Source organism: Pseudomonas sp. 3A(2025), from assembly GCF_054589175.1.
Genome location: NZ_BAAILM010000099.1, coordinates 1 through 22,086 on the forward strand (window position 1 = coordinate 1; position 22,086 = coordinate 22,086).

The following is a 22,086-nucleotide window of genomic DNA, read 5'->3' on the forward strand; positions in this document are numbered from 1 at the left end:
TGCCGAGCGATCTTTCGATCAACTCGTCAGCGGGAGGCGAATAATACAGCAACCGAAGTGACTGTCAACTGCCTTTTTTCACCGCCGGGCCCGGAGGCCTGCACTATTCCCTCGCCGTTTTCGCTTCTAACTCGTTGATCTTCAAGGAGTTTTCAGTTTCTTCCGCGGCGGGAATGGTGCGCATTATAGAGCGCTGAGACGGGGCGTCAACACTTAATTTCAATATTGTGAAATTAACGCCCTAACCGCCCGTAAACTGCACTTCTTCTATATAGAGAGAAGGAGTGTAGATCACGCTGTAGATATTGTCGGACAAATTTACCAATAGTTCTTGTCGGATTCCCACGGGTGCGTTATCAGTGCAACGCACAGCAACCCTCGTAACCCTGATCTGCGGAAGTGCCCCATGCCCCTCGAAGCCCCTGCGCACAGCACATCCTTGAACAAGCCCGCCAGCCGCATTCGGCAGAAGAACCAGCTGCTTATCCTCAAGGCTGCCGAAGACGAGTTTGCCCGGCACGGATTCAAGGGCACCAGCATGAATGCCATTGCCCTGAAAGCCGGCCTGCCCAAAGCCAATCTGCATTATTACTTCACCAACAAGCAGGGGCTGTACATCGCCCTGCTCAACGACATCATCGAGCAGTGGGACAACACCTTTAATAACCTGGCAGTGGATGACGATCCGGCCACCGCCCTGGCAACCTACATACGTGCCAAAATGGAGTTCTCGCGACGCCAGCCGCAAGCTTCGCGAATCTTCGCCATGGAGATCATCAGCGGCGGCGAATGCATGAACCAGCACTTCAACCAGGATTACCGCCAGTGGTTCCGCGAACGTGCCGCTGTGTTCCAGGCCTGGATAGATGCTGGCAAGATGGACCCGGTCGATCCGGTCAACCTGATCTTCCTGCTCTGGGGCAGTACCCAGCATTACGCCGACTTCGCCAACCAGATCTGCCGCGTTACCGGCCGCAACCGCCTGACCCGCCAGGACATGGATCAGGCCGCCGATAACCTGATCAGGATCATCCTCAAGGGTTGCGGCTTGACGCCACCGACCTTGTAATATGCGCATCCCGTAACCGGTCGGACACAGCGCATGCCTTCTACCCTCGCCGGCTTTTGTGAATTTCGCGAAGACATCCGCAAAAGCCGCTTCATCACCTTCGCCGGCCCCATCAACAGCCCCGCCGAAGCACAAGCCTTTATAGAACAGCACAGCGACCTGGACGCCACTCACAACTGCTGGGCCTGGAAACTCGGCGGCCAGTACCGCAGCAATGACGACGGCGAGCCCGGCGGCACAGCCGGCCGGCCGATCCTGGCCGCCATCGAAGCACAAGATTTCGATCAGGTGGTGGTGCTGGTGATTCGCTGGTACGGCGGCATTCAACTGGGCACCGGCGGCCTGGCCCGAGCCTACGGTGGCGGTGCAAACAAATGCCTGCAGCAGGCCGAACGCATTGCTCTGATCAATCGCCAGCCGTTCAACCTCGAATGCAGCTTCAGCGAACTGGCCCTGGTCAAACTACGGCTGGCTGAACTCAACGGCCTTATAGAAGAAGAAACTTTCACCGCCAATGGCGTGCAGCTGTCGATCGCCGTAGGCCCGGAACACCTCGACACCCTGCGCCGGCAGCTGGCCGACCTGAGCCGTGGCCGGATCATGCTGCACGCACCCGACCAACCATGAGCGAGCAATTGCCCACATCTACTGTGCACCCGACTGTGGATAACCTGAGCATACCGCGCTGTAAGCCATACGAACCGGGCCTTGCAGAGCACTGATCATTATTTGCTCAATTAGCTGAGACATTGAACGCAGCCTGCTTTCAAACACTGTATCCACAGGCATGCGCCTGAAGTAGGCTGCAAGGCCGCACTGTCGACACCCGACGCGACAACTATCCACAGAAAAAGGAGTTTTCCATGTCTGCCGAAAAAACTGCGTTGATCATCGGCGCCTCTCGCGGTCTGGGCCTGGGGCTGGTCCAGCGCTTGACCGAACAGAACTGGAAAGTCATCGCCACCGTACGTGACCCGCAAAAAGCCGATGCCTTGAAGGCCATTGGCGGCGTGCACATCGAAACCCTCGACATCGATGACAATGCCTCGGTGCAGGTCCTGATCCAGAAACTCAAGGGCGAGGCATTCGATGTGCTGTTCATCAACGCCGGCGTGCTGGGCGCCCAGCATCAGAGTGCAGCACAATCGACTGCTGCCGAACTGGGTCAATTGTTCCTGACCAACGCCGTCGCGCCCATCCGCCTGGCTGAATACCTGGTGGGCCAGGTGCGGGCAAACACTGGCATCGTGGCCTTCATGAGTTCAGTGCTGGGTAGCGTCGCCTGTCCGGACGGCGACACCATGGGCCTGTATAAAGCCAGCAAGGCGGCCCTCAACTCCATGACCAATACCTTCGTCACCCGCCTGCCCGAGCCACGGCCAACCGTATTGTCGCTGCACCCGGGCTGGGTCAAGACTGACATGGGCGGTGAAAACGCCGAGATTGACGTGCTGACCAGCACCACCGGCCTTGTGCAACAGCTCAATGCCTACGCCGGCAAAGGCGGTCACCACTTCATCAATTACAAAGGCGAAAGCATCGTCTGGTAAATCGGTCGTTCACAGCCCCAGGCACGAGAGCATGATAAAGGTCGCGAACAACACGAAATGCGTCATGCCCTCGATCGCGTTGGTCTGCCCGTCATTCAGGTTGATCGCGCAGACCAGCAGCGTGATGAACACCATCACCGTCTGCACCGGGGTCATGGCCATCTGGAACGGCTGATCGCTGTACAGCGCCATGGCCTCCATCACCGGCACAGTCAGAATCACGGTGGACAACGACGCGCCCAAAGCGATGTTGACCACCGCCTGCATGCGATTGGCCAGCGCCGCTCGCAAGGCCGTCAGAATCTCCGGTGCTGCCGAGATGGCCGCCACCAGCACGGCGGTCATCACCGGTGGCGCGCCGCTGCCCTCCAGCCCGAGGTCCAGAGTCTTGGCCATCACCTCGGCCAGCGCGCCGATCACCACCACACCGGCCACCAGCGTCGCAATCGAACGGGTCAGGTTGCCCGCCGCGCCATGGTCTTGCGCAGCACCGTGGCGCTGTTTCTTTTCCGGGTAGTTGTAACTGAAAAAGTAACTGTGCGGCCCGACCTGCATGCGCAGGAACAACGCATACAGCACCACCATTGCACCAATGGTGAAGGCCGAGTACAGCTTCCAGTCGCCCTCGGGAATGAACTCGGGCACCACCATCGACACGCCCATCGCCGTCAGGATCATCACGCTATAAGTACGCGCCGAACTGTCGTTATACGACTGCTCGCCATGCTTGAGCCCGCCCATCAATGCCGCCAGGCCCAGAATGCCGTTGATGTCGAGCATCACGGCGGCATAAATAGTGTCGCGCACCAGCGTCGGTGAAGGTTCGTTGCTCATCATGATGGCCAGAATCACCACCTCTACCAGCACCGCCGACAAGGTCAGAATCATCGTGCCGTACGGGTCGCCGACCTTTTCAGCCAGCACCTCGGCGTGATGCGCCACCCGCATCGAGGCGCAGACGATGAAGCCCACCAGCGCCAGTCCTGCGATCAACGCCACGGTGCGACCGTTGCCGAGCAACGCGTGCTCCAGTGCATAAGCGGCCACCGCAGCGACAATCGCCAGGAGAAGGAGTTTTTCTTGCCTGAATATCGAGCCCATGTGCCTGTCCGCTGAATCACGCAACCTTGCGTGCAGTCTCAGAGCTGCCAATGTGTCAAAAGGTTTCAAAGCATCCAACAGATACGCATAGACCATTTGGTCAGCTTTCATCCCGCAAGCCCTTTGCCACCTGTAAAATGCCCGGCTATTGCACCTGATGAGAAGAATCCATGTACGACTGGTTGAACGCCCTGCCCAAGGCAGAACTGCACCTGCACCTCGAAGGCTCGCTGGAGCCTGAACTGCTGTTCGCCCTGGCCGAGCGCAACAAGATTGCCCTGCCGTGGAACAGCGTCGACGCCCTGCGCCAGGCTTATGCCTTCAACAACCTGCAGGAATTTCTCGACCTCTACTACCAGGGCGCCGATGTACTGCGCACCGAGCAGGACTTCTACGACCTGACCTGGGCCTACCTGCTGCGCTGCAAGGCGCAGAACGTGATTCATACCGAACCGTTCTTCGACCCGCAGACCCACACCGATCGCGGCATCCCGTTCGAAGTGGTGCTGGCCGGTATCACCCAGGCGCTGAAAGACGGCAAGACCCAACTGGGCATCGGTAGCGGCCTGATCCTGAGCTTTTTGCGCCACCTCAGCGAAGAGCAGGCCGAGCAGACGCTCGATCAGGCCCTGCCGTTTCGTGATGCGTTCGTCGCCGTCGGCCTCGACAGCTCGGAAATGGGCCATCCGCCAGGCAAGTTCCAGCGCGTGTTCGACCGCGCCCGTAACGAAGGCTTCCTGACCGTCGCCCACGCCGGCGAAGAAGGCCCGCCCGAATACATCTGGGAGGCGCTGGACCTGCTCAAGATCCAGCGGATCGACCACGGCGTGCGCGCCATCGAAGACGAGCGCCTGATGCAGCGCATCATCGACGAGCAAATCCCGCTGACCGTCTGCCCGCTGTCCAACACCAAACTGTGCGTGTTCGACGACATGAGCCAGCACAACATTCTCGACATGCTCGAGCGCGGCGTGAAGGTCACCGTCAACTCCGACGACCCGGCGTACTTCGGCGGCTATGTGACGGAAAACTTCCACGCCCTGCATACCCACCTGGGCATGACCGAAGACCAGGCCAGACGCCTGGCCCAGAACAGCCTGGATGCGCGTCTGGTCAAACCCTGATGCTACGCGGCTGACGCAATCTTGCTGATCTCGCGCTGACCATTGGACGAGATCTGCAACGTGTTGGACTCTTCGGTCGTCCGCAGCCAGCCCATCTGGATGAACAACTGCAACAGCCCCGCCCCCAGCGCGCCGCCCAGATGCGGGCTGCGTTCGCTACAGGCGGGGCACGTGCAGACGGTTTCACGTTCGCGCTGGGCCAGGGCCGGCACATAAATGCCGCGCTCGGCGAACTTGGCCATGCCCTTGCTGGTGACTTCTATGCGCTGTTCCTGCTGGGCGATCCAGCCGTCGCCCAGCAAACGCTGGTACAGCTCAGCGGCCAGTTCGCCACCCAGGTGGTCGCAGCACACCCGAGCACGACGTAACGGTAAAAGCGGCAAGGGCTGCGCCAGACGGCGACTGACGTGTTCGGCGCTGATTTGCGAAGCACTGGCCAAGGCTTGCACCGCCACACCGATTTCCGGCGCGGCCAGACGGAAAAACCGCTTGCGCCCACGGGTTTCCTGCTTGAGCAAACCGCCCGCCGCCAGACGCGCCAAGTGCGCACCCGCAGAAGCGGTCGACAATCCCGCCTGCAAGGCCAACTCATCGGCAGGCCGCGCAGCGCCGTCCATCAAAGCCCAGAGCATTGCGCTGCGCTTGGGATCGGCCAGCAATGACGCTATCTGGCTGATGCTAGGTGCGTAATCCATTTATTCACTCCCTGTCGAAACATTCATCCATCGCCTGCCGTCCCCGGACTACAGCGCGATCCCTCCCAGGTTCGGGATTATAGGCCCGGCATGCATCCCCAGGGACCGGGATAACGGCCATCATCGACGTGGTGCCTGCCAGCACGGTAGCCATTATGTTCATGTTGACACTTCGCAGCTAAAAGCAGTCTTTACCCCTGCTATTTTCCGAAATTGCCGTAGGAGATTTCGCCAGCCTGCGCCCCCCACTCGGCGCATCGCTGCCGCAGCATAGCCAACAGCAAATTGACCGGCCGGCTCAACTGCACGCGGTGGGTGCACAGCAGATTCAAGGGCGCCCATTCACCCAGCAGCTCGGGCATCAACACCTTGAGCCGTCCGGCGCGCACATCGGCGGCCACATCCAGCCACGACTTATAGGCCACCCCGGCACCGGCCACCGCCCAGCGCCGCACCACATCGGCATCATCGCTGAAACGGTCGCCGCGCACGGTCAGGCTGACTTCGCGCTTGCCATCCTGAAAACACCAATGGTCATGAGCCCGCTCGCCAAGCCGGTACAACAGGCAATTGTGTTGCGCCAGTTGTTCGACCTGTTGTGGCTCGCCATGCCGGGCCAGGTACGCAGGCGCCGCACACAGCACCCGCCGGTTGTCCGCCGCCACCGGCAATGCCACCAGGCTGGAATCCTCAGGCTCGCCATAGCGCAGCGCGACATCCACCGGCTGGCGAAACAGGTCGGTAATACCGTCGCCCAGCAGCAAGCGCACACTCAGTAAAGGATGTTGCTGCTGGAAGTCATCCAGCCACGGCAACAGCACATTGCGGCCAAAATCCGAAGGTGCCGAAAGCAGTAACACACCGCTGCATTGATCCTGACGCCCTGCCAGCAAACGCTTGCCTTCCTCCAGGCTGCTGAGCGCTGCGCGGGCATATTGCAGAAAACCTTCGCCCTCGGCCGTCAATCTCAGGCTACGGGTCGAACGCGCCAGCAAACGCACGCCCAACTGCTGCTCGATACGCTTGAGCGCCGCACTGGCGACCGCCGCCGACAGGTCCATCGCTCGCGCGGCGGCCGACAAGCTGCCCAGATCGGCCGCCCTGACAAACAACTGCAAATCGTCAAAACGCAGCATGCAGCCCTCGATTATCAAAATAATATTGAAAGAGACTGCGGTTTTAGCCGGTTTTACCCTGACCGGAAATAGGCAATGATTCACCCATCGATCAATCCCCCAAGGATTCACCATGAAAGCCATCGCTTACTATCAGCCGCTGCTCATCGACGACGCCAACGCCCTGCAAGACATTCAGTTGCCTGAACCGGTCGCCGGTCCGCGCGATCTGTTGGTGGAAGTCAAAGCCATCTCGGTCAACCCGGTGGACACCAAGATTCGCCGCAATGTCGCGCCTCAGGACGGCGCCGCCAAGGTGCTGGGCTGGGATGTGGCCGGGGTGGTCAAGGCGGTGGGCAGCGAAGTCACGCTGTTCCAGCCGGGCGACAAGGTGTTTTATGCCGGTGACCTGACCCGCGCCGGTGGCAATAGCGAGCTGCATGTGGTCGACGAACGCATCGTCGGGCACATGCCGGCCTCGCTCAGCTTTGCCCATGCCGCCGCCCTGCCACTGACCGCGATCACGGCCTGGGAACTGCTGTTCGAACGGCTGCAAGTTGCCCAGGGCGCAGCGCAAGAGGAGCAAACCCTGTTGATCGTCGGTGCCGCCGGCGGGGTGGGCTCGATCCTCACCCAACTGGCCCGGCAGTTGACCTCGCTGAAAGTGATCGGCACGGCCTCACGACCAGAAACCGCCGCTTGGGTGCGCGAGCTGGGCGCTCATGAGGTGATCGATCACAGCAAGCCGCTGGTTGAAGAGCTGCAACGCATCGGCGTGGCCAACGTGACCCATGTCGCCAGCCTGACCCACACCGACCAGCACCTGGCACAACTGGTCGAAGCGCTCAAGCCGCAGGGCAAGCTGGCACTGATCGATGACCCGGAGCACCTTGACATCAAACTGCTCAAGCGCAAAAGCCTGTCGCTGCACTGGGAGTTCATGTACACCCGCTCCATGTTCCAGACTGAGGACATGATCGAACAGCACAACCTGCTCGACCGCGTCGCTCGACTGATCGATGCCGGCACACTGAAAACCACTTTCGGCGAACACTTCGGCAGTATCAATGCCGACAATCTGCGCCGTGCCCATGCCCTGCTCGAAAGCGGCAAGGCCAAGGGCAAGATTGTGCTCGAAGGCTTTTAAGCAGCTGTTTTCTGCGCCTCGCGCCGGGCAACCTGGCGCGCGGTATAGATCGACACGGTCACCGCCACGGCGGCGCACAGGCTGATCACCAGGGTCATCGGTGTTGCGGTGCCGTCGTGCAACACGCCCACCAGGCTCGACGCACCGGCTGCCACGCTGAATTGCAGGCAACCGAGCAAGGCCGAAGCGCTGCCGGCGCGGCGACCCTGGCCGTTCATGGCGCAGGCCGAGGCATTGGGGATGATGCACCCCAGGCTGGCCAGGCACACGAACAGCGGCACCAGCAACGGCCACAGCTGTTCAGTGCGCAGCAGGCTGATGCACAGCACCGTCAAGGCTGCCGCGAGGTACACCAGAATGCCCCGCGACAACAGCCAGGCCGGGCCGAAACGACGCAACAAGCGTGCATTGACTTGCGCCACCAGAATGAAGCCTGCCGCGTTCATGCCGAACAGCCAGCCGTAATGCTCGGCCGGCACGCCGTACAGCTTGATGAACACGAACGGCGAGCCGGCGATGTAGGAAAACATCCCAGCCATGGCGATGCCACCGCTCAGCGCATAACCGATAAACACCCGGTCGCCGAGCAAACTGAAATATTGCTTGAGAGCACCACTTAACGGCGCACGCTTGTCGACGCTCAGGCTTTCCGGCAAACCACGGGTGACCGCGATCAGGCAGGCACCGCTGAACAGCGTCAACGCCAGGAAGATCGACTGCCAGCCGTAGGCGTTGACCATCACCCCGCCAAGCATCGGTGCCAGGATCGGCGCCAGGCCCATGACCAGCATCAGTTGCGAAAATACCTTGGCAGAACCGACCGCATCGCACGTGTCACTGACGATGGCCCGAGACACCACCATGCCCGCGCATCCCCCCAACGCCTGAACGAACCGCGCAGCGATCAGCCATTCCAGGTTGGGCGCAAACGCACAGGCCAGCGACGCCAGGGAAAACAGACTGACGCCCACCAGCAGCGGTTTGCGCCGGCCAAAGCGGTCGGCCGCCGGGCCATAGAGCAACTGCCCGATCGACAGCCCGAGAAAATACGACGCCAGGGTCAACTGCACGTGTTTTTCGTCGGTACCAAAAGCAATGGCCATCGCCGGAAAACCCGGCAGGTAAAAATCGATGGCCAACGGGGCGAAGGCACTCAGGGCGCCAAGAATGAGGATAATGCGAGGATTCATCGGGTATCCGTAAGCAAGCTAAGCATTACGCTAGTCTACCCGGCTTGCCCATGGATGACTGCCAGGGCAGCGAAATATTACCGCTACCCCGCACTGAACAAGGCATTCAGGATTGAACCTGATAGCCCTCTTCGCTGATCAGTTCGATGATCCGCTGCGCCGCCAGCGCACTCTCGACCTTCACCTGCTTGCCGGGCAGATCGACCTCGACCCGGGCCTGCGGGTCTTCGCCATGAATCACGTTGGTAACCGCCCGGACGCAATGGCCGCAGGTCATGCCTTGAACCTTGAAAACGTGCATATCGATAACCTCGTTGAGTGGTGTTGAACACAGTCTCAACCTTGCCATCGGGGCAAGGTCAAGTTTCGCGTGTCGCTGCCGGGCTGGCATTCGGGCCGGCACTGGGCCAAGCTTGGCCATCATCGTTTTCCACAGGAGTACCCGCGATGCGTCGGTCAGCTTTGAGCCTATTGGGCATCCTCGGTCTTCTGGCAGCAGCCCCCGGCGTCCAGGCCGAGCAGGAATACGGCATCCTGATCATTTCCCGCGAGCGCCTCGAAATCGGCAGCTCATGCGAAATCGGCATCTACGTCCAGGACCAACTGGCAGGCCGCGTCTTTCAGGAACAATCGGTGTCGTTCAACCTGCCGCCTGGCGATGTGAATGTGCGCCTGACCCGCCTGCCCGGCGCCGTTCCCGGCTGCGCAGCGGGCATGGAAGCGCAAAGCAGCACGCGCATCAAGGTCCATGCCGGCGACATCCTCAAGTACCGCATTGCGGCCAGTCTCAATGGTCTTTACCTCAAACGCGCCGACCTGAATTATTGATTGCCTTGACCTTGCCCCTGGGTCAAGGTTGATCCTTGCAGGCATTGAGCCTTCAGGGAGTGAACACAATGCAAGAACCCATCGTCTTCGACCTGCCGATTGGCGGCATGACCTGCGCCAGTTGTGCCGGCAGAGTCGAGCGAGCCCTGGCCAAGGTGCCAGGGGTCGACAGTGTGACGGTCAACCTGGCCAATGAACGCGCGCATGTCCAGGCCCGTCCGGACCTTGATCCGCAAACCCTTGTCGCGGCGGTCAGCCGCGCCGGTTATGACGCCAGCCTGGCCCCGCCGGGCGCCACGCCTCAAGAGCAACACACCCGCGCTCGGCAGAACCACCATGAGCGCTGGGCGGTACTGCTGGCGTTGGCACTGGCCTTGCCGCTGGTAATCCCGATGCTGCTCGCCCCGCTGGGCATCCACACCATGCTGCCGGCCTGGTTGCAGTTCGCGCTGGCCACGCCCGTCCAGTTCATTCTCGGTGCGCGCTTTTATGTCGCCGCCTGGAAAGCCGTACGCGCAGGCGCCGGCAATATGGACCTGCTGGTCGCACTGGGCACCAGCGCCGGTTACGGTCTGAGCGTCTACGCCTGGATCAGCGCCGCCCCCGGTATTACGCCGCACCTGTATTTCGAAGCCTCGGCCATGGTCATCGCCCTGGTCTTGCTCGGCAAACACCTTGAAAGCCGCGCCAAACGCCAGACCGCCAGTGCCCTGCGCGGCCTGGAAGCCCTGCGCCCGGAACGCGCCTGGCAAGTGATCGATGGTCAGGAGCACGACGTCGCGATCAGTGCCCTGCGCATCGACGACGTGGTGGTGGTGCGCCCCGGCGAGCGCTTTCCGGTGGACGGCCAGGTCATCGAAGGTCGCAGCCATGCCGATGAGGCCCTTATCAGTGGCGAAAGTCTGCCGGTGCCCAAGCATCCGGGCGACGCCGTGGTCGGCGGCGCCATCAACGGTGAAGGCCGCCTGCTGGTGCGGGCCACCGCTTTAGGCGCCGAGACGGTGTTGGCGCGCATCATTCGCCTGGTCGAAGACGCGCAAGCCGGCAAGGCGCCGATCCAGCGTCTGGTAGACAAAGTCAGCCAGGTGTTTGTGCCGGCGGTGCTGGTGATCGCCCTGCTGACCCTGGCCGGCTGGATGTACGCAGGCGCAGGCCTGGAAGTCGCGCTGCTCAATGCCGTTGCCGTGCTGGTCATCGCCTGCCCCTGCGCGCTGGGCCTGGCCACGCCGGCAGCGATCATGGCCGGCACCGGCGTGGCCGCCCGCCACGGCATCCTGATTAAGGACGCCGAAGCGCTGGAGCGCGCCCACCAGATCGACGTGGTGGTCTTCGACAAGACCGGCACCTTGACCAGCGGCACCCCGCGCATCACCAACATGAGCGCCGCACGGGTCAACGAAGAGCAACTGCTGCAATGGGCTGGCACCCTGCAACGCGGCAGCGAACACCCTCTGGCCAAGGCGGTGCTCGATGTCTGTGCGCAATGGCAATTGACCCTTGCAGTGCCCGAACACAGCCACGCCCTGCCCGGCCGCGGCATCGCCGCCACCGTGCAAGGCCGGCAACTGGCGCTGGGCAATCGCCGCCTGCTGGACGAAAACAATCTGGCGATGGCCGAGCTGGCAGAGTCTGCGCAGACCTGGGAAGCCGAAGGCCGCACCATCTCCTGGCTGGTCGAACTGGCTCCGGAGCCGGGCGTGATCGGCCTGTTCGCGTTTGGCGACACCGTCAAGCCCGGCGCCCTGGAAGCGGTGCAGCAATTGACCCAGCGCGGCATTACCAGCCACCTGTTGACCGGCGACAATCAGGGCAGCGCCCAGGCAGTGGCCAAGGCACTGGGCATCTTCGAGGTGCATGCGCAGGTGCTGCCGGCCGACAAGGCCACGATTGTCAGCGGCCTCAAGCGCAACCGGGTGGTGGCGATGGTCGGCGACGGCCTCAACGATGCACCGGCGCTGGCCGCCGCCGATGTCGGCATCGCCATGGGCGGCGGTACCGACGTGGCCATGCAGGCGTCCGGCATTACCCTGATGCGCGGCGACCCGCGTCTGGTGCCCGCCGCACTGGAGATCAGCCGCAAGACCTACGCGAAGATTCGCCAGAACCTGTTCTGGGCCTTCGTCTATAACCTGATCGGCCTGCCACTGGCGGCGCTGGGCTACCTCAACCCGGTACTGGCCGGTGCAGCCATGGCCCTGTCGAGCGTCAGCGTGGTCAGCAATGCCTTGCTGCTCAAGGCCTGGAAGCCCAAAGACCCGGTGGATACGCCATGAATATCGGTGAAGCGGCACAACGCAGCGGCCTGAGCGCCAAGATGATCCGTTACTACGAATCCATCGGCCTGCTGCAACCGGCGCACCGCAGCGACAGCGGTTATCGTCGCTACAGCGCGCAAGACCTGCACACCCTGAGCTTTATCAAGCGTTCGAGGGACCTGGGGTTTTCACTGGAAGAAGCCGGCAAGCTGCTGACCCTGTGGCAGGATCGCGGCCGCGCCAGCGCCGACGTCAAGGCACTGGCGCAGCGGCATGTAGAAGAACTGGAGCGCAAGATCATCGAGATGGCCAGCCTGCGCGACACCCTGAGCGACCTGATCGAGCACTGCCAGGGCGACCAGCGCCCCGACTGCCCGATCCTCAAGGACCTGGAGTCGGGTGGCTGTTGTGCAAAAACCCGCTAAACCCTAGCGCATCCAGGGCGGCGTCGGTTCTTCGTCAACCGGCTCGGCCGTCGTTTCAGCCGCTGCGCGGGCAGCCTGGCGGCGGGCTTCGTCGCGTTGCGCGGCTTCGATTTCGCGCATCACACCAAACACATCGGCGCTGTGATCGTCGTCCGCGAACACACCGGTCAGCTCGGTGGCAGGCGTTAACGTGGCGGCCTCGTAGTGCGACCACATCTCGCGGGCATAACGGGTTTGCAACAGCTCCGGCGCAAAGCGGCCGAAGTAGCTGGCCATGTTGCCGACATCGCGCTCCAGCATGTTGAACGCATGGTTGTTGCCCGCCGCATCCACGGCCTGCGGCAGGTCGATGATCACCGGACCATCGGGCGCCAGCAGCACGTTGAATTCCGAGAGGTCACCGTGCACTAAACCTGCGCAGAGCATCAGCACGATCTGTTTGATCAGAAAGGCGTGGTATTCACGCGCCTGATCAGGCTCCAGCGTTACGTCATTAAGCCGTGGCGCAGCATCGCCATAGCCGTCGGTGATCATTTCCATCAACAGCACGCCGTCGAGAAAGTCGTACGGCGTCGGCACACGTACACCGGCGCTGGCCAGCTTGAACAGCGCGGCCACTTCGGCGTTCTGCCAGGCTTCTTCGGCCTCTTTGCGGCCGTACTTGGTGCCCTTGGCCATGGCGCGCGCCTGTCGGCTGTTGCGCACCTTGCGTCCTTCCTGATACTCCGCCGCCTGGCGGAAACTTCGTTTGTTGGCCTCCTTATAGACCTTGGCACAGCGCAGTTCCTTGCCGCAGCGCACCACATATACAGCTGCCTCTTTACCGCTCATCAGCGGACGCAGCACCTCGTCGACCAGACCGTCTTCGATCAGGGGTTCAATGCGTTTTGGAGTTTTCATCGGCTTTCAGTGTGGGTCCTTTGCCTGATACGCGGTACCGCCGTTATACGGCAATCTTCTACATGCGAGTAGAGGGAGCAGTGGCGGGTTTGACGCCCGGTGAAGATCAAGGCGTGTAGCAAGCCTTGGAGTAGCAGCTTTCACGCCAGTTTCATCCATGCCGAAACAACTCGCCGGGGGTAAAGCCGAACAGAATCTTGAAGGCTGCAATAAACGCTGAAGTCGAGTCATAGCCGCTTTGCAGCGCGGCTTGGGTAACACTGGCGCCGTTGTGCAACGCCCCCAGCGAGGCCAGCAAGCGGGCGCGCTGACGCCAGCCACGAAAGCTCAAGCCGGTCTCACGCTGAAACAAACGCATCAGGGTTTTTTCCGACATTCCCAGCCGCGCTGCCCATTCCTGCAGGCTGACCGTCAGGCTCGGCTCGGCAATCAGCTCGTTGCACAGCGCCAATAACCGCGCATGACGTGGCAGCGGCAGGCTGAAACCGACCTCTGGCAGGTTCTCCAACTGATCGAGCAACACCTGCACCAGCCGCGCCTCGGCACTGTTTTGTTCAGGATAAGTGGCCGGTAACTGGCAGAAGCGCTTGATGAGCTCACGCGCCAGTGGCGTGACTTCCAGCACCCGGCAACGTGAAGGCGCCCATTCACAATCGCGGCTGCGCACATACAGGCTGCGCATTTCGGCCTGCATCGAGGTCAGCACCTGGTGTTCCAGCCCGGCCGGAATCCATACGCCCCACTGCGGCGGCGCGAAGAAACTGCCCTCGCTGGTGTGCACGCCCAACACGCCGCTGATGGCATACGAAAACTGCACCCAGTCATGGCTGTGCGGCGCGGTCCACGAGCCCGCGCCCAGGCTTTCGACCCGTGCATACAACGGGCGCGGCAAATCCGTAAGCTCTGGAATGCGCCGCTGCCCACGTGGCGCAGGGTCGGCAAGTTGTCCGTTACTCGGCATCTAATGGCCTTATGTCGCAAGACGGCAGAAGTGCATCAGAGTAGCCTGCCGACATTCCCTTTTACAAAGATCCGGCTCATGCAAGCTCTCAAACACCTCAAGCGCGTCGTCACCGACTGGTTCCTGTGCGGCATGGTGCTGATGACGATCCTCGCGTATTTCTTCCCGCACTTCGGCGGCAAGGGCGGCACGCTGCATGCCGAATACCTGATCAACGCCGGCGTGTTCATCGTGTTCTTCCTGCACGGCATCCACCTGTCCAGCGAACAGATTGCCAAAGGCCTGAAAAACTGGCGCCTGCACGTGATGATCCAGGCCTTCACTTTCCTGGTCTTCCCGCTGATCTGGCTGGCCTGCGACCGGCTGCTGGGCACGCACCTGCCGGCCATGCTGATGCTCGGTTTCCTGTACCTGTGCGCCCTGCCGTCGACCATTTCGTCCTCGGTGGCCCTGACCGGCAGCGCAGGCGGCAACGTGCCGGCGGCGATTCTCAATGCCAGCCTGTCCAGCGTACTGGGGATTTTCATCACGCCGTGGCTGATGAGCCTGGAAATGGGGTCGGGCACAGGCGGCATCGATCTGGGCGATACCTTGCTGGACCTGTGCACCATCCTGTTGCTGCCGCTGATCCTCGGCCAGTTGCTGCGCCCGGTATTGGGCAAGCTCTTCGCCCGCTACAAGAAATTCACCAACATCATCGACAAGCTGGTGATCCTGCTGTTGGTCTACGCGGCCTTCTGCAACTCGATGCTCTCGGGGTTGTGGCAAGACCAGGGCAACGGCGTGATCGTCGCGGCGATTATCGGCAGCGCGATTTTGCTGGCGGTGATTCTGCTGCTGACCACCTCGACGGCGCGTGTCCTGAAACTCGACCATGCCGACAAAGTCGCGGCGGTATTCTGTGCCACCAAGAAATCCCTGGCCGCCGGTGCGCCAATGGCGGCGATCATTTTCAACGGCCACCCGGCCATGGGCCTGATCCTGCTGCCGATCATGATCTACCACCCGTTGCAATTGATCGTCTGCTCGGTGATCGCGGAAAACTACGCCAGCCAGCACAAACGCACGCTGTCCGCCGCCGCCCTGGAAGAGGCCCGCGCCGCCTGAATACGGCCTACATCAATCCTTCGTCATCGAGCATCACCCGCGCATAAAAAACGATGGCGACCGTGGGAATCAACGCCGAATAACCCGGTCGCAGCGCACTGCCCAGCCGCGCTACCAGACGCTGCACCGGGACCTTGCCCGCCGCGGCACTCTTGAGCGACGTCGCCACGGTCAGGCGCTCGGCCAGAGCATCGACATGCCCGGCATACACCGCCCACGGCATGGCCCGAACAATCGCTCGCGGCGCCTGAACCAGGGCCTGCACCACCGGGTGCTCATCGACAAAGGCATGCCGAAAGAAACTGCGCAGCAACAAGGCCTCGACCTCTATCACCGAAGCGCACTGATGCAGCGCCTCGTCCAGACCGTACTGGCGGGCCAGCATATTCAACACCCGCGTATAAGAAACCCCACGCCGGCGCGCGGCATTGAGCAGAAAATGCCCTCCCACCAACTGGAACTCGCGCACGAAGGCATAGGTTCTATCGGCATCCGAATCCTTCAGGCGCGTCCAGCGGCTGCGGCTCAGGTGTTTGATCGCCGCATCCAGCAGATAGTCCGGCGAGCGCTCCAGCACGCTGTGCAGGTAAGCGTCCTGCAACACCGGGTCCAGATCGACAGCGCGCAGCAGCTCACTCCCCGCCATCGGCTCGCGAAAGCCACTGAACTCGCAAGCCACCAACACTTCACCCAGGCGCTTCCAGTAATGGTTGTGGCCAAAACCCTGCATGCACACGTTATCGAAATGCTCGACCACCGTGCGTCCCAGGCTGCGCTCGCCCAGATTGAGCAACAAAATCTGATCGTCGCGTGAGTAGGCATTGATCAGCCGCCCGTGGATTTTCGGCCGCAAGCACGCCGCCTCGTCGGCCTCCACACGCACCGCCGCCCCCATCAACAGCACATCGCCAACGCTCAGCCCGCCGTCAGCCTCGGAGCCCAGTTGCCGGAGCGCACTGACCAATAGCCGCCCGCCCAGCGAATGACCGATCAGGTTGATACGGGTGATTTCAGGATGATGCTCGGCCAGGTACTGCGCCAGTTGCGTGAGCAAGACCTTGCCCATCGCCTCGGCACGCGCACGGATGCGGGCAAAATGCAGTGCCCGGTCGCCCGCCAGCGCGGCCGCCGCAGCCAGCGGATGAAAACGGGCGGCAGCCATCAACAGCCCGCGAGAACGGTTATCCAGTTGCGCAAAATGACTCGACGGCCAGAAGGCCAGCACATTGACGCTCTGGCGCAACTCGCCGGGGATGCTGTTGGCCAGCAGGCGCCGGTCATCCAGATCGTGCCCGGCCGAATAGCCGTGAATGAAGATATTGGCGACGTTGCCCGTGGCCTTGGGCAGTGTCAGAAACTTGAAGTGATTGTCCACGGTGATCGAATGGCGCCCTTTCAATCTCTGACCTTTTAATCCCTGAAGATGAAACGCTTGGCGATCCGTTTGATCAGGCGCAGGCACAGCATCACACCGGCCAGTGCTATCACCGCCTTGGCCACCAGCATGAACCAGCCTTCGATTTCAGCCGACAACAGGCCCATCAGCCAGCCCATGCCGGCAATCAACAAACCGATCAGCAGCAGGCCGATGTGTGGTTGCAGCCAGCGAGTCCTGGCGCCTTTATCGAACAGATAAAGCGCGATGCCCACCAGAGTGAGAAAGACCAGTACCGCGATGATGAGTCCCATGTTCTACCTGTCAGCCAGCCAGTCGGTGCGCGCCGTGTCGCCGCAGCGCCCCGATTATGCCCACCGCCCCAACCTATTGCTATCAGGCTCAGCGCTCCAGAATCGCCGTCACGCCCTGCCCGCCGGCGGCGCAGATCGAAATCAGCCCGCGCCCCTGGCCTGCCACCTCCAGCAATTTGGCCAGGTTGGCGACGATCCGACCCCCGGTGGCCGCAAACGGATGCCCGGCCGCCAGCGAACTGCCTTTGACGTTCAGCTTGTTCAGATCGATGCTGCCCAATGGCGCATCGAGGCCCAGGCGGCTGCGGCAATAGTCCGGGTCTTGCCAGGCCTTCAGGGTGCACAGCACTTGCGCGGCAAAGGCTTCGTGAATCTCGTAGTAATCGAAATCCTGCAGGCTCAGGCCATTGCGCGCCAGCAGGCGCGGTACCGCATAAACAGGCGCCATCAACAAGCCTTCTTCGCCGCGCACGAAATCCACCGCCGCCGCTTCGCCGTCGCGCCAGTACGCCAGAATCGGCAGGCCACGCGCCTTGGCCCAGTCTTCACTGGCCAGCAGCACCAGGGAGGCGCCATCGGTCAGCGGCGTCGAGTTACCGGGCGTCAACGTGCCCTTGGCACTGCGCTCGAACGCCGGTTTCAGACTCGACAGTTTGTCCAGAGTCAGGTCACTGCGCAGGTTGTTGTCGCGGGTCAGGCCGCGAAACGGCGTCAGCAAGTCATCGTGCCAGCCTTCGGCGTAGGCGGCAGCCATCTTCACATGGCTCTCCAGCGCCAGGCGGTCCTGGGCCTCGCGCTCGATACCCCAGGTCTGCGCCATCAGCTCACAATGCTGGCCCATCGACAGGCCGGTGCGCGGCTCGCCATTACGTGGCAACTCGGGCTTGAGGTGGTGCGGGCGTACCTGAAGCAGCGCCTTGAGCTTGTCGCCGGTGGATTTGCTGCGATTAACCTGTAGCAGGATATTACGCAGCCCTTCATTGACCCCAATCGGCGCATCCGAGGTGGTGTCCACACCGCCTGCGATGCCGCATTCGATCTGCCCCAGCGCAATCTTGTTGGCCACCAGCAACGCCGCTTCAAGCCCGGTGCCGCACGCCTGTTGCAGGTCGTAGGCCGGCGTTTGCGCCGACAGCCGCGAGCCGAGCACGCACTCGCGGGTCAGGTTGAAATCGCGCGAATGCTTGAGTACCGCCCCCGCGACCACTTCGCCCAGACGCTGGCCGTGCAGGTTGTAGCGCTCGATCAGCCCTTCCAGTGCGGCGGTGAGCATGTCCTGATTACTGGCCGTCGCATACGCGCCATTGGAGCGGGCAAACGGGATGCGATTACCGCCGATAATGGCGACACGACGTGGCTGATTCATGGAAAAACTCCCTTTTTTCAAGGATTGCGCAAGCGCTTGGAGGCCTATGGATAAGTCGTGCTGTGGATAAGTCCGGCACAGGACGAACAGTACAGCCCAGACACGAACAAATGTCGCACCCCTGTGGTCCACTGCTTTGAACCCCGACTCAAGGAGAGTGTTCCATGTCGTCCGACCGTTATATCAATTTCGCCAATTCCGACATGGGCCGTCGGCTGGTGAAAGCCGTGGGCCTGCCGACCCCGACGCGTCTGGAACGCTGGCAGGCAGGACGCCTGCGCCCCATCGAAGGTGCCCTGCTGATCAGTGCCGGCCCCCTGGCCGATCAGGTCCGGTCGTTTGCCGCGCGGCTGACCGATGCGCAATACACGCTCGGCAGCGATGTGTCTGGCGCCAGCCCTTGGGTCGCCGAACAAAGCCCGCGTCTGAAAGCGGTGGTGTTCGACGCAAGCCAGTTGCAACGCAACGAACACCTGGTGCAGTTGCGCGACTTCTTCAAGCCGTTGCTGCGCCACCTTGAACGCAGTGCGCGCATCGTCATTCTCGGCCTGGCCCCGGATACCCTCGACGACCCGCTGGCCGCCAGCACCCAGCAAGCCATCGAAGGTTTCAGCCGCTCGCTGGCCAAGGAAGTGCGCGACGGTGCCACCGTGCAATTGCTGCGTGTCGATACCGGCGCCGAAAATCAGCTCGAAGGCGCACTGCGCTTTTTCCTGTCGCCCAAGAGTGCGTTCATTTCCGGCCAGGTGCTGCACCTGAGCGCCTCCAGCGGCCAGGTGCAGGACTGGAGCCGGCCCTTGAGCGGGCGCCGGGCACTGGTCACCGGCAGCGCCCGGGGCATTGGTGCATCGATTGCCGAAACCCTGGCCCGCGACGGCGCCAAGGTCATCCTGCTGGATGTGCCGCAGGCCCGCGCCGACCTCGAAGCCCTTGCCTCACGCCTGGGTGGCCAGGCGCTGGCGCTGGACATCACTGCCGACGATGCCGCCGCCCAATTGCAGGAACACCTGCCCGACGGCCTGGACATTCTGGTGCACAACGCCGGCATCACCCGCGACAAGACCCTGGCCAACATGACCCCGGATTTATGGGACGCGGTGCTGAACATCAACCTCGATGCGCCGCAAAAACTCACCCAGGCGCTGCTCGACAGCGGCACCCTGCACGACGGCGCCAGCATCGTGCTGATGGCCTCGATCAGCGGTCTTGCCGGTAATCGCGGGCAAACCAACTACACCACCAGCAAGGCCGGGCTGATTGGCTATGCACGGGCCATGGCGCCAGCCCTGAAGACACGCGGCATCAGCATCAATGCCGTGGCGCCGGGCTTTATCGAGACCCGCATGACCGAACACATGCCCTTTGCCCTGCGCGAAGCCGGGCGACGCATGAGCTCGCTGGGCCAGGGCGGCTTGCCGCAGGACGTCGCAGAAGCGGTGGCCTGGCTCGGCCAGCCGGGCAGCGGTGCGGTCAGCGGCCAGGTGCTGCGCGTGTGTGGACAAAGTGTCATTGGGGCCTGAAGCCCCCAACCCGTACAAGGAGGACATGCAAGATGACTGCTCACTGGCGATACCTCGAAAGCCTGCAACCGTTGCCCAACCTGTTTATCCAGGCCGCTCTGCGGCGCAAGGTCAGTGGCACGCAACTGCCGGACCTGGGCCTGCGCAGCTGGCTTGACGTAGACGCCGGCAAACTCGCCGTCTACCGCGAGGTGTGCGGTTTTGCCGAGAGCAGCCTGCTGCCGCCCACCTACTTGCACGTGCTGGCCTTCCCGCTACAAATGCAGTTGATGACCGCGCCAGACTTTCCCTTTCCGCTGCTGGGCCTGGTGCATCTGGCCAACCGTATCAGCATCCATCGCCCGCTCGGCGGAGTAAGCAAGGTCTATGTCAGCGTGCAGGCCACCGACCTGCAAGCACACGCCAAGGGCGCGACCTTTAACCTGGTCACGCAGATCGACGACGGTGTGGGCCTGCTGTGGGAAGAACACAGCACCTTTTTGTGCAAAAACGTCAAACTCGACGGTGCCATAGGCGGCGACTTCGAACCCTCGCCGCTGCCGCTGAGCGAGGTCACTCGCTGGGAGACTCCTGCCGCCATTGGCCGGCAGTACGCCAAGGTGTCCGGCGACTACAACCCGATTCACCTGAGTGCACCCAGCGCCAAGCTGTTCGGCTTCCCTACCGCCATCGCCCACGGCATGTGGCTCAAGGCCCGCACCCTGGCGGCACTGGCCGATCACCTGCCCGCCTCGAACGTCGAGATTGCCGTGCAGTTTCACAAGCCGGTGCGCTTGCCCGGCAGCGTGACCCTGTCGGCCAGTGCGGCGGGATCGCATGGCCAGTTCAGGGTCGACGGCCATGAAGCGGGCATCGAGCACATGACCGGGGAATGGAAACCGATCGAGGGATAACGACCAGAGCGGCGGCCTGGTAGCCTGGCGAGCCATTGTCTTGGCCCTGTTGCAACCGTGCCGCCGATATTCGCCTGTTACCAGGGCTGACGTTCACGGTCCCTGTCACGCTCCAGCTGGCGAATGCGATCAACATCGCGCTCGCGCTCCATTTCCCGATCGCGTTCCCGCTCGCGCACCTGATCGATTTCCCGCTGGCGTTGCATTTCTCGCATCCGCGAATCCTGGCTATAACCCCTGCGCTCGAAATCACTGTGTGGGGCACAAGCGCCGAGCAACGTCATCGGCAACAGCCATATAAGAAGCAGTCGTTTTTTCATCCTATTCACCCGGTAAGCACTTGTTGAACCCGAATTAAAAATGACACAACCCAAAGGATTCATTTAAAAACAGTCACCCTAAATCAATGTGAGAGCAAACTATAAACCAACGCATCAGCGCCTCTGGAAATACCGACTTGCGCCGCTGACAAGCGCCCGAAAGTTGCACCTATGTCATATACCTTCGGATATTGACGGGTGACATAAGACTCCAGTAGCTGTGAGGTAGAAGCATCAAAAATCTCAACTGCATAACTGACAGAACCGGTAAATGTGCCTTTACGGTCACGCACCGCTTGAACGAGGTTATAGGAGCCCATACCGATATCGAAACGAGAGAAGGTTGACAAGCCGGCCACCGTGGCCTCGGCCCCGGTCAAAGTAAGGCGGATTCTGAGGGTCCCGCGCGCAGACCTCGCAGTCAATCGAAAATGCTGGCCCAGTGCGTCCGAAAACCTGCCCGTCATGTCATTGGCCAGCGTTACTTTATCGTTGCGCTCCAGCCCGGAAAACTGCGCATCGGGCCCAGCGTAGATCACCACAGGTTCAAGTATGACCTGATCATAGTTATCCCAGTTAACGGCCGCCGTGTAGTTAAAGGGAATACGGCCGGTGGTGTCTTTTTCATTCAGGCGCATTTCACGCGACGACTCAATCCCCGTGTACGGAAACGGTTCCTGGCTGGCACAACCGACAATCACACTACTCAAGAGTAAAAGTCCAATCAGCTTTATAGATTCGAGGCAACGCATGCAGAACGCTCCAATTCAATCGGTTGATTTGATTTTACGGATTCGCCGATACAACATTCAGCCCTTGATTACCCATCAA

23 protein-coding genes are annotated in these 22,086 nt (G+C 61.7%); 11 read left to right on the forward strand and 12 right to left on the reverse strand.

The window, feature by feature from the left end; all coding sequences use genetic code 11:
• Positions 1–406 precede the first annotated feature (406 nt).
• The 3 genes from ACYP2A_RS25780 to ACYP2A_RS25790 all read left to right on the forward strand — a co-directional run bounded on the left by ACYP2A_RS25780 (position 407) and on the right by ACYP2A_RS25790 (position 2,619).
• Positions 407–1,069, forward strand: a complete 663-nt coding sequence (locus tag ACYP2A_RS25780) for a TetR/AcrR family transcriptional regulator (protein WP_459748761.1) — start codon at positions 407–409, stop codon at positions 1,067–1,069.
• Between the two features lie 33 nt (positions 1,070–1,102).
• Positions 1,103–1,696: an IMPACT family protein gene (locus ACYP2A_RS25785; protein WP_459748762.1), complete on the forward strand. Its 594-nt coding sequence runs from the start codon at positions 1,103–1,105 to the stop codon at positions 1,694–1,696.
• A 236-nt stretch (positions 1,697–1,932) separates the two neighbouring features.
• Entirely contained in the window at positions 1,933–2,619 is a 687-nt protein-coding gene (locus tag ACYP2A_RS25790; protein WP_459748763.1) for an SDR family oxidoreductase, read from the forward strand.
• A gap of 9 nt (positions 2,620–2,628) precedes the next feature.
• On the opposite strand, the gene ACYP2A_RS25795 is transcribed toward ACYP2A_RS25790, so the two are convergent.
• A complete protein-coding gene (locus ACYP2A_RS25795) occupies positions 2,629–3,720 on the reverse strand; it encodes a calcium:cation antiporter (RefSeq protein ID WP_459748764.1) in 1,092 nt (363 codons plus the stop codon).
• A 170-nt stretch (positions 3,721–3,890) separates the two neighbouring features.
• Between ACYP2A_RS25795 and ACYP2A_RS25800 the strand changes: the two genes are divergently transcribed.
• Positions 3,891–4,844 carry an adenosine deaminase gene (locus ACYP2A_RS25800; protein WP_459748765.1) on the forward strand — a complete coding sequence of 318 codons (954 nt, stop codon included), beginning with the start codon at positions 3,891–3,893 and terminating at the stop codon, positions 4,842–4,844.
• Between the two features lie 2 nt (positions 4,845–4,846).
• On the opposite strand, the gene ACYP2A_RS25805 is transcribed toward ACYP2A_RS25800, so the two are convergent.
• Positions 4,847–5,539 carry an ArsR/SmtB family transcription factor gene (locus tag ACYP2A_RS25805; RefSeq protein WP_459748766.1) on the reverse strand — a complete coding sequence of 231 codons (693 nt, stop codon included), beginning with the start codon at positions 5,537–5,539 and terminating at the stop codon, positions 4,847–4,849.
• 200 nt (positions 5,540–5,739) lie between these two features.
• Positions 5,740–6,675 (reverse strand): LysR family transcriptional regulator, encoded by a 936-nt coding sequence (locus ACYP2A_RS25810; protein ID WP_459748767.1) that lies wholly within the window; start codon positions 6,673–6,675, stop codon positions 5,740–5,742.
• Positions 6,676–6,787: 112 nt separating this feature from the next.
• Between ACYP2A_RS25810 and ACYP2A_RS25815 the strand changes: the two genes are divergently transcribed.
• Positions 6,788–7,801 carry a zinc-binding alcohol dehydrogenase family protein gene (locus tag ACYP2A_RS25815; RefSeq protein WP_459748768.1) on the forward strand — a complete coding sequence of 338 codons (1,014 nt, stop codon included), beginning with the start codon at positions 6,788–6,790 and terminating at the stop codon, positions 7,799–7,801.
• Here the strand turns inward: ACYP2A_RS25815 and ACYP2A_RS25820 are convergent.
• On the reverse strand, positions 7,798–8,991 hold the full coding sequence (locus tag ACYP2A_RS25820; protein ID WP_459748769.1) for a Bcr/CflA family multidrug efflux MFS transporter: 1,194 nt from the start codon (positions 8,989–8,991) through the stop codon (positions 7,798–7,800). The genes ACYP2A_RS25815 and ACYP2A_RS25820 overlap by 4 nt on opposite strands.
• 106 nt (positions 8,992–9,097) lie before the next feature.
• Entirely contained in the window at positions 9,098–9,292 is a 195-nt protein-coding gene (locus ACYP2A_RS25825; protein ID WP_459748770.1) for a heavy-metal-associated domain-containing protein, read from the reverse strand.
• Between the two features lie 146 nt (positions 9,293–9,438).
• Between ACYP2A_RS25825 and ACYP2A_RS25830 the strand changes: the two genes are divergently transcribed.
• The 3 genes from ACYP2A_RS25830 (at position 9,439) to cueR (ending at position 12,499) form a co-directional block, all read left to right on the forward strand.
• Positions 9,439–9,819 (forward strand): hypothetical protein, encoded by a 381-nt coding sequence (locus ACYP2A_RS25830; protein ID WP_459748771.1) that lies wholly within the window; start codon positions 9,439–9,441, stop codon positions 9,817–9,819.
• A gap of 68 nt (positions 9,820–9,887) precedes the next feature.
• Positions 9,888–12,092 carry a heavy metal translocating P-type ATPase gene (locus tag ACYP2A_RS25835; RefSeq protein ID WP_459748772.1) on the forward strand — a complete coding sequence of 735 codons (2,205 nt, stop codon included), beginning with the start codon at positions 9,888–9,890 and terminating at the stop codon, positions 12,090–12,092.
• Positions 12,089–12,499 carry a Cu(I)-responsive transcriptional regulator gene (cueR, locus tag ACYP2A_RS25840; protein WP_459748773.1) on the forward strand — a complete coding sequence of 137 codons (411 nt, stop codon included), beginning with the start codon at positions 12,089–12,091 and terminating at the stop codon, positions 12,497–12,499. Before ACYP2A_RS25835 ends, cueR begins: the two co-directional genes overlap by 4 nt.
• 3 nt (positions 12,500–12,502) lie before the next feature.
• Here the strand turns inward: cueR and ACYP2A_RS25845 are convergent, their stop codons facing one another.
• Both ACYP2A_RS25845 and ACYP2A_RS25850 read right to left on the reverse strand, forming a co-directional pair.
• Positions 12,503–13,399 carry a PA4780 family RIO1-like protein kinase gene (locus ACYP2A_RS25845; protein WP_459748774.1) on the reverse strand — a complete coding sequence of 299 codons (897 nt, stop codon included), beginning with the start codon at positions 13,397–13,399 and terminating at the stop codon, positions 12,503–12,505.
• Between the two features lie 151 nt (positions 13,400–13,550).
• Positions 13,551–14,360 (reverse strand): AraC family transcriptional regulator, encoded by an 810-nt coding sequence (locus ACYP2A_RS25850; RefSeq protein WP_459748775.1) that lies wholly within the window; start codon positions 14,358–14,360, stop codon positions 13,551–13,553.
• 78 nt (positions 14,361–14,438) lie between these two features.
• Here ACYP2A_RS25850 and ACYP2A_RS25855 point away from each other — a divergent pair, with 78 nt between their 5' ends.
• Positions 14,439–15,467: a bile acid:sodium symporter family protein gene (locus tag ACYP2A_RS25855; RefSeq protein WP_459748776.1), complete on the forward strand. Its 1,029-nt coding sequence runs from the start codon at positions 14,439–14,441 to the stop codon at positions 15,465–15,467.
• A 7-nt stretch (positions 15,468–15,474) separates the two neighbouring features.
• Here the strand turns inward: ACYP2A_RS25855 and ACYP2A_RS25860 are convergent, their stop codons facing one another.
• From ACYP2A_RS25860 to ACYP2A_RS25870, 3 genes are all read right to left on the reverse strand, one after another.
• The gene (locus ACYP2A_RS25860) at positions 15,475–16,842 is read right to left on the reverse strand and encodes a DUF726 domain-containing protein (protein WP_459748808.1); all 1,368 of its coding nucleotides are present in this window, start codon (positions 16,840–16,842) and stop codon (positions 15,475–15,477) included.
• 35 nt (positions 16,843–16,877) lie between these two features.
• Complete coding sequence (locus tag ACYP2A_RS25865; protein WP_459748777.1) at positions 16,878–17,156, reverse strand: hypothetical protein; 279 nt, start codon at positions 17,154–17,156, stop codon at positions 16,878–16,880.
• An 88-nt stretch (positions 17,157–17,244) separates the two neighbouring features.
• A complete protein-coding gene (locus ACYP2A_RS25870) occupies positions 17,245–18,522 on the reverse strand; it encodes an acetyl-CoA C-acetyltransferase (protein WP_459748778.1) in 1,278 nt (425 codons plus the stop codon).
• 164 nt (positions 18,523–18,686) lie between these two features.
• Here ACYP2A_RS25870 and ACYP2A_RS25875 point away from each other — a divergent pair, with 164 nt between their 5' ends.
• Both ACYP2A_RS25875 and ACYP2A_RS25880 read left to right on the forward strand, forming a co-directional pair.
• Positions 18,687–20,042, forward strand: a complete 1,356-nt coding sequence (locus ACYP2A_RS25875) for a 3-oxoacyl-ACP reductase (RefSeq protein WP_459748779.1) — start codon at positions 18,687–18,689, stop codon at positions 20,040–20,042.
• A 32-nt stretch (positions 20,043–20,074) separates the two neighbouring features.
• Entirely contained in the window at positions 20,075–20,935 is an 861-nt protein-coding gene (locus ACYP2A_RS25880) for a MaoC family dehydratase (protein ID WP_459748780.1), read from the forward strand.
• Positions 20,936–21,012: 77 nt separating this feature from the next.
• On the opposite strand, the gene ACYP2A_RS25885 is transcribed toward ACYP2A_RS25880, so the two are convergent.
• Together ACYP2A_RS25885 and ACYP2A_RS25890 are read right to left on the reverse strand one after the other, a co-directional pair.
• Positions 21,013–21,150 (reverse strand): hypothetical protein, encoded by a 138-nt coding sequence (locus tag ACYP2A_RS25885; protein WP_459748781.1) that lies wholly within the window; start codon positions 21,148–21,150, stop codon positions 21,013–21,015.
• Positions 21,151–21,338: 188 nt separating this feature from the next.
• Complete coding sequence (locus ACYP2A_RS25890; RefSeq protein ID WP_459748782.1) at positions 21,339–22,007, reverse strand: DUF3313 domain-containing protein; 669 nt, start codon at positions 22,005–22,007, stop codon at positions 21,339–21,341.
• Positions 22,008–22,086 lie beyond the last annotated feature (79 nt).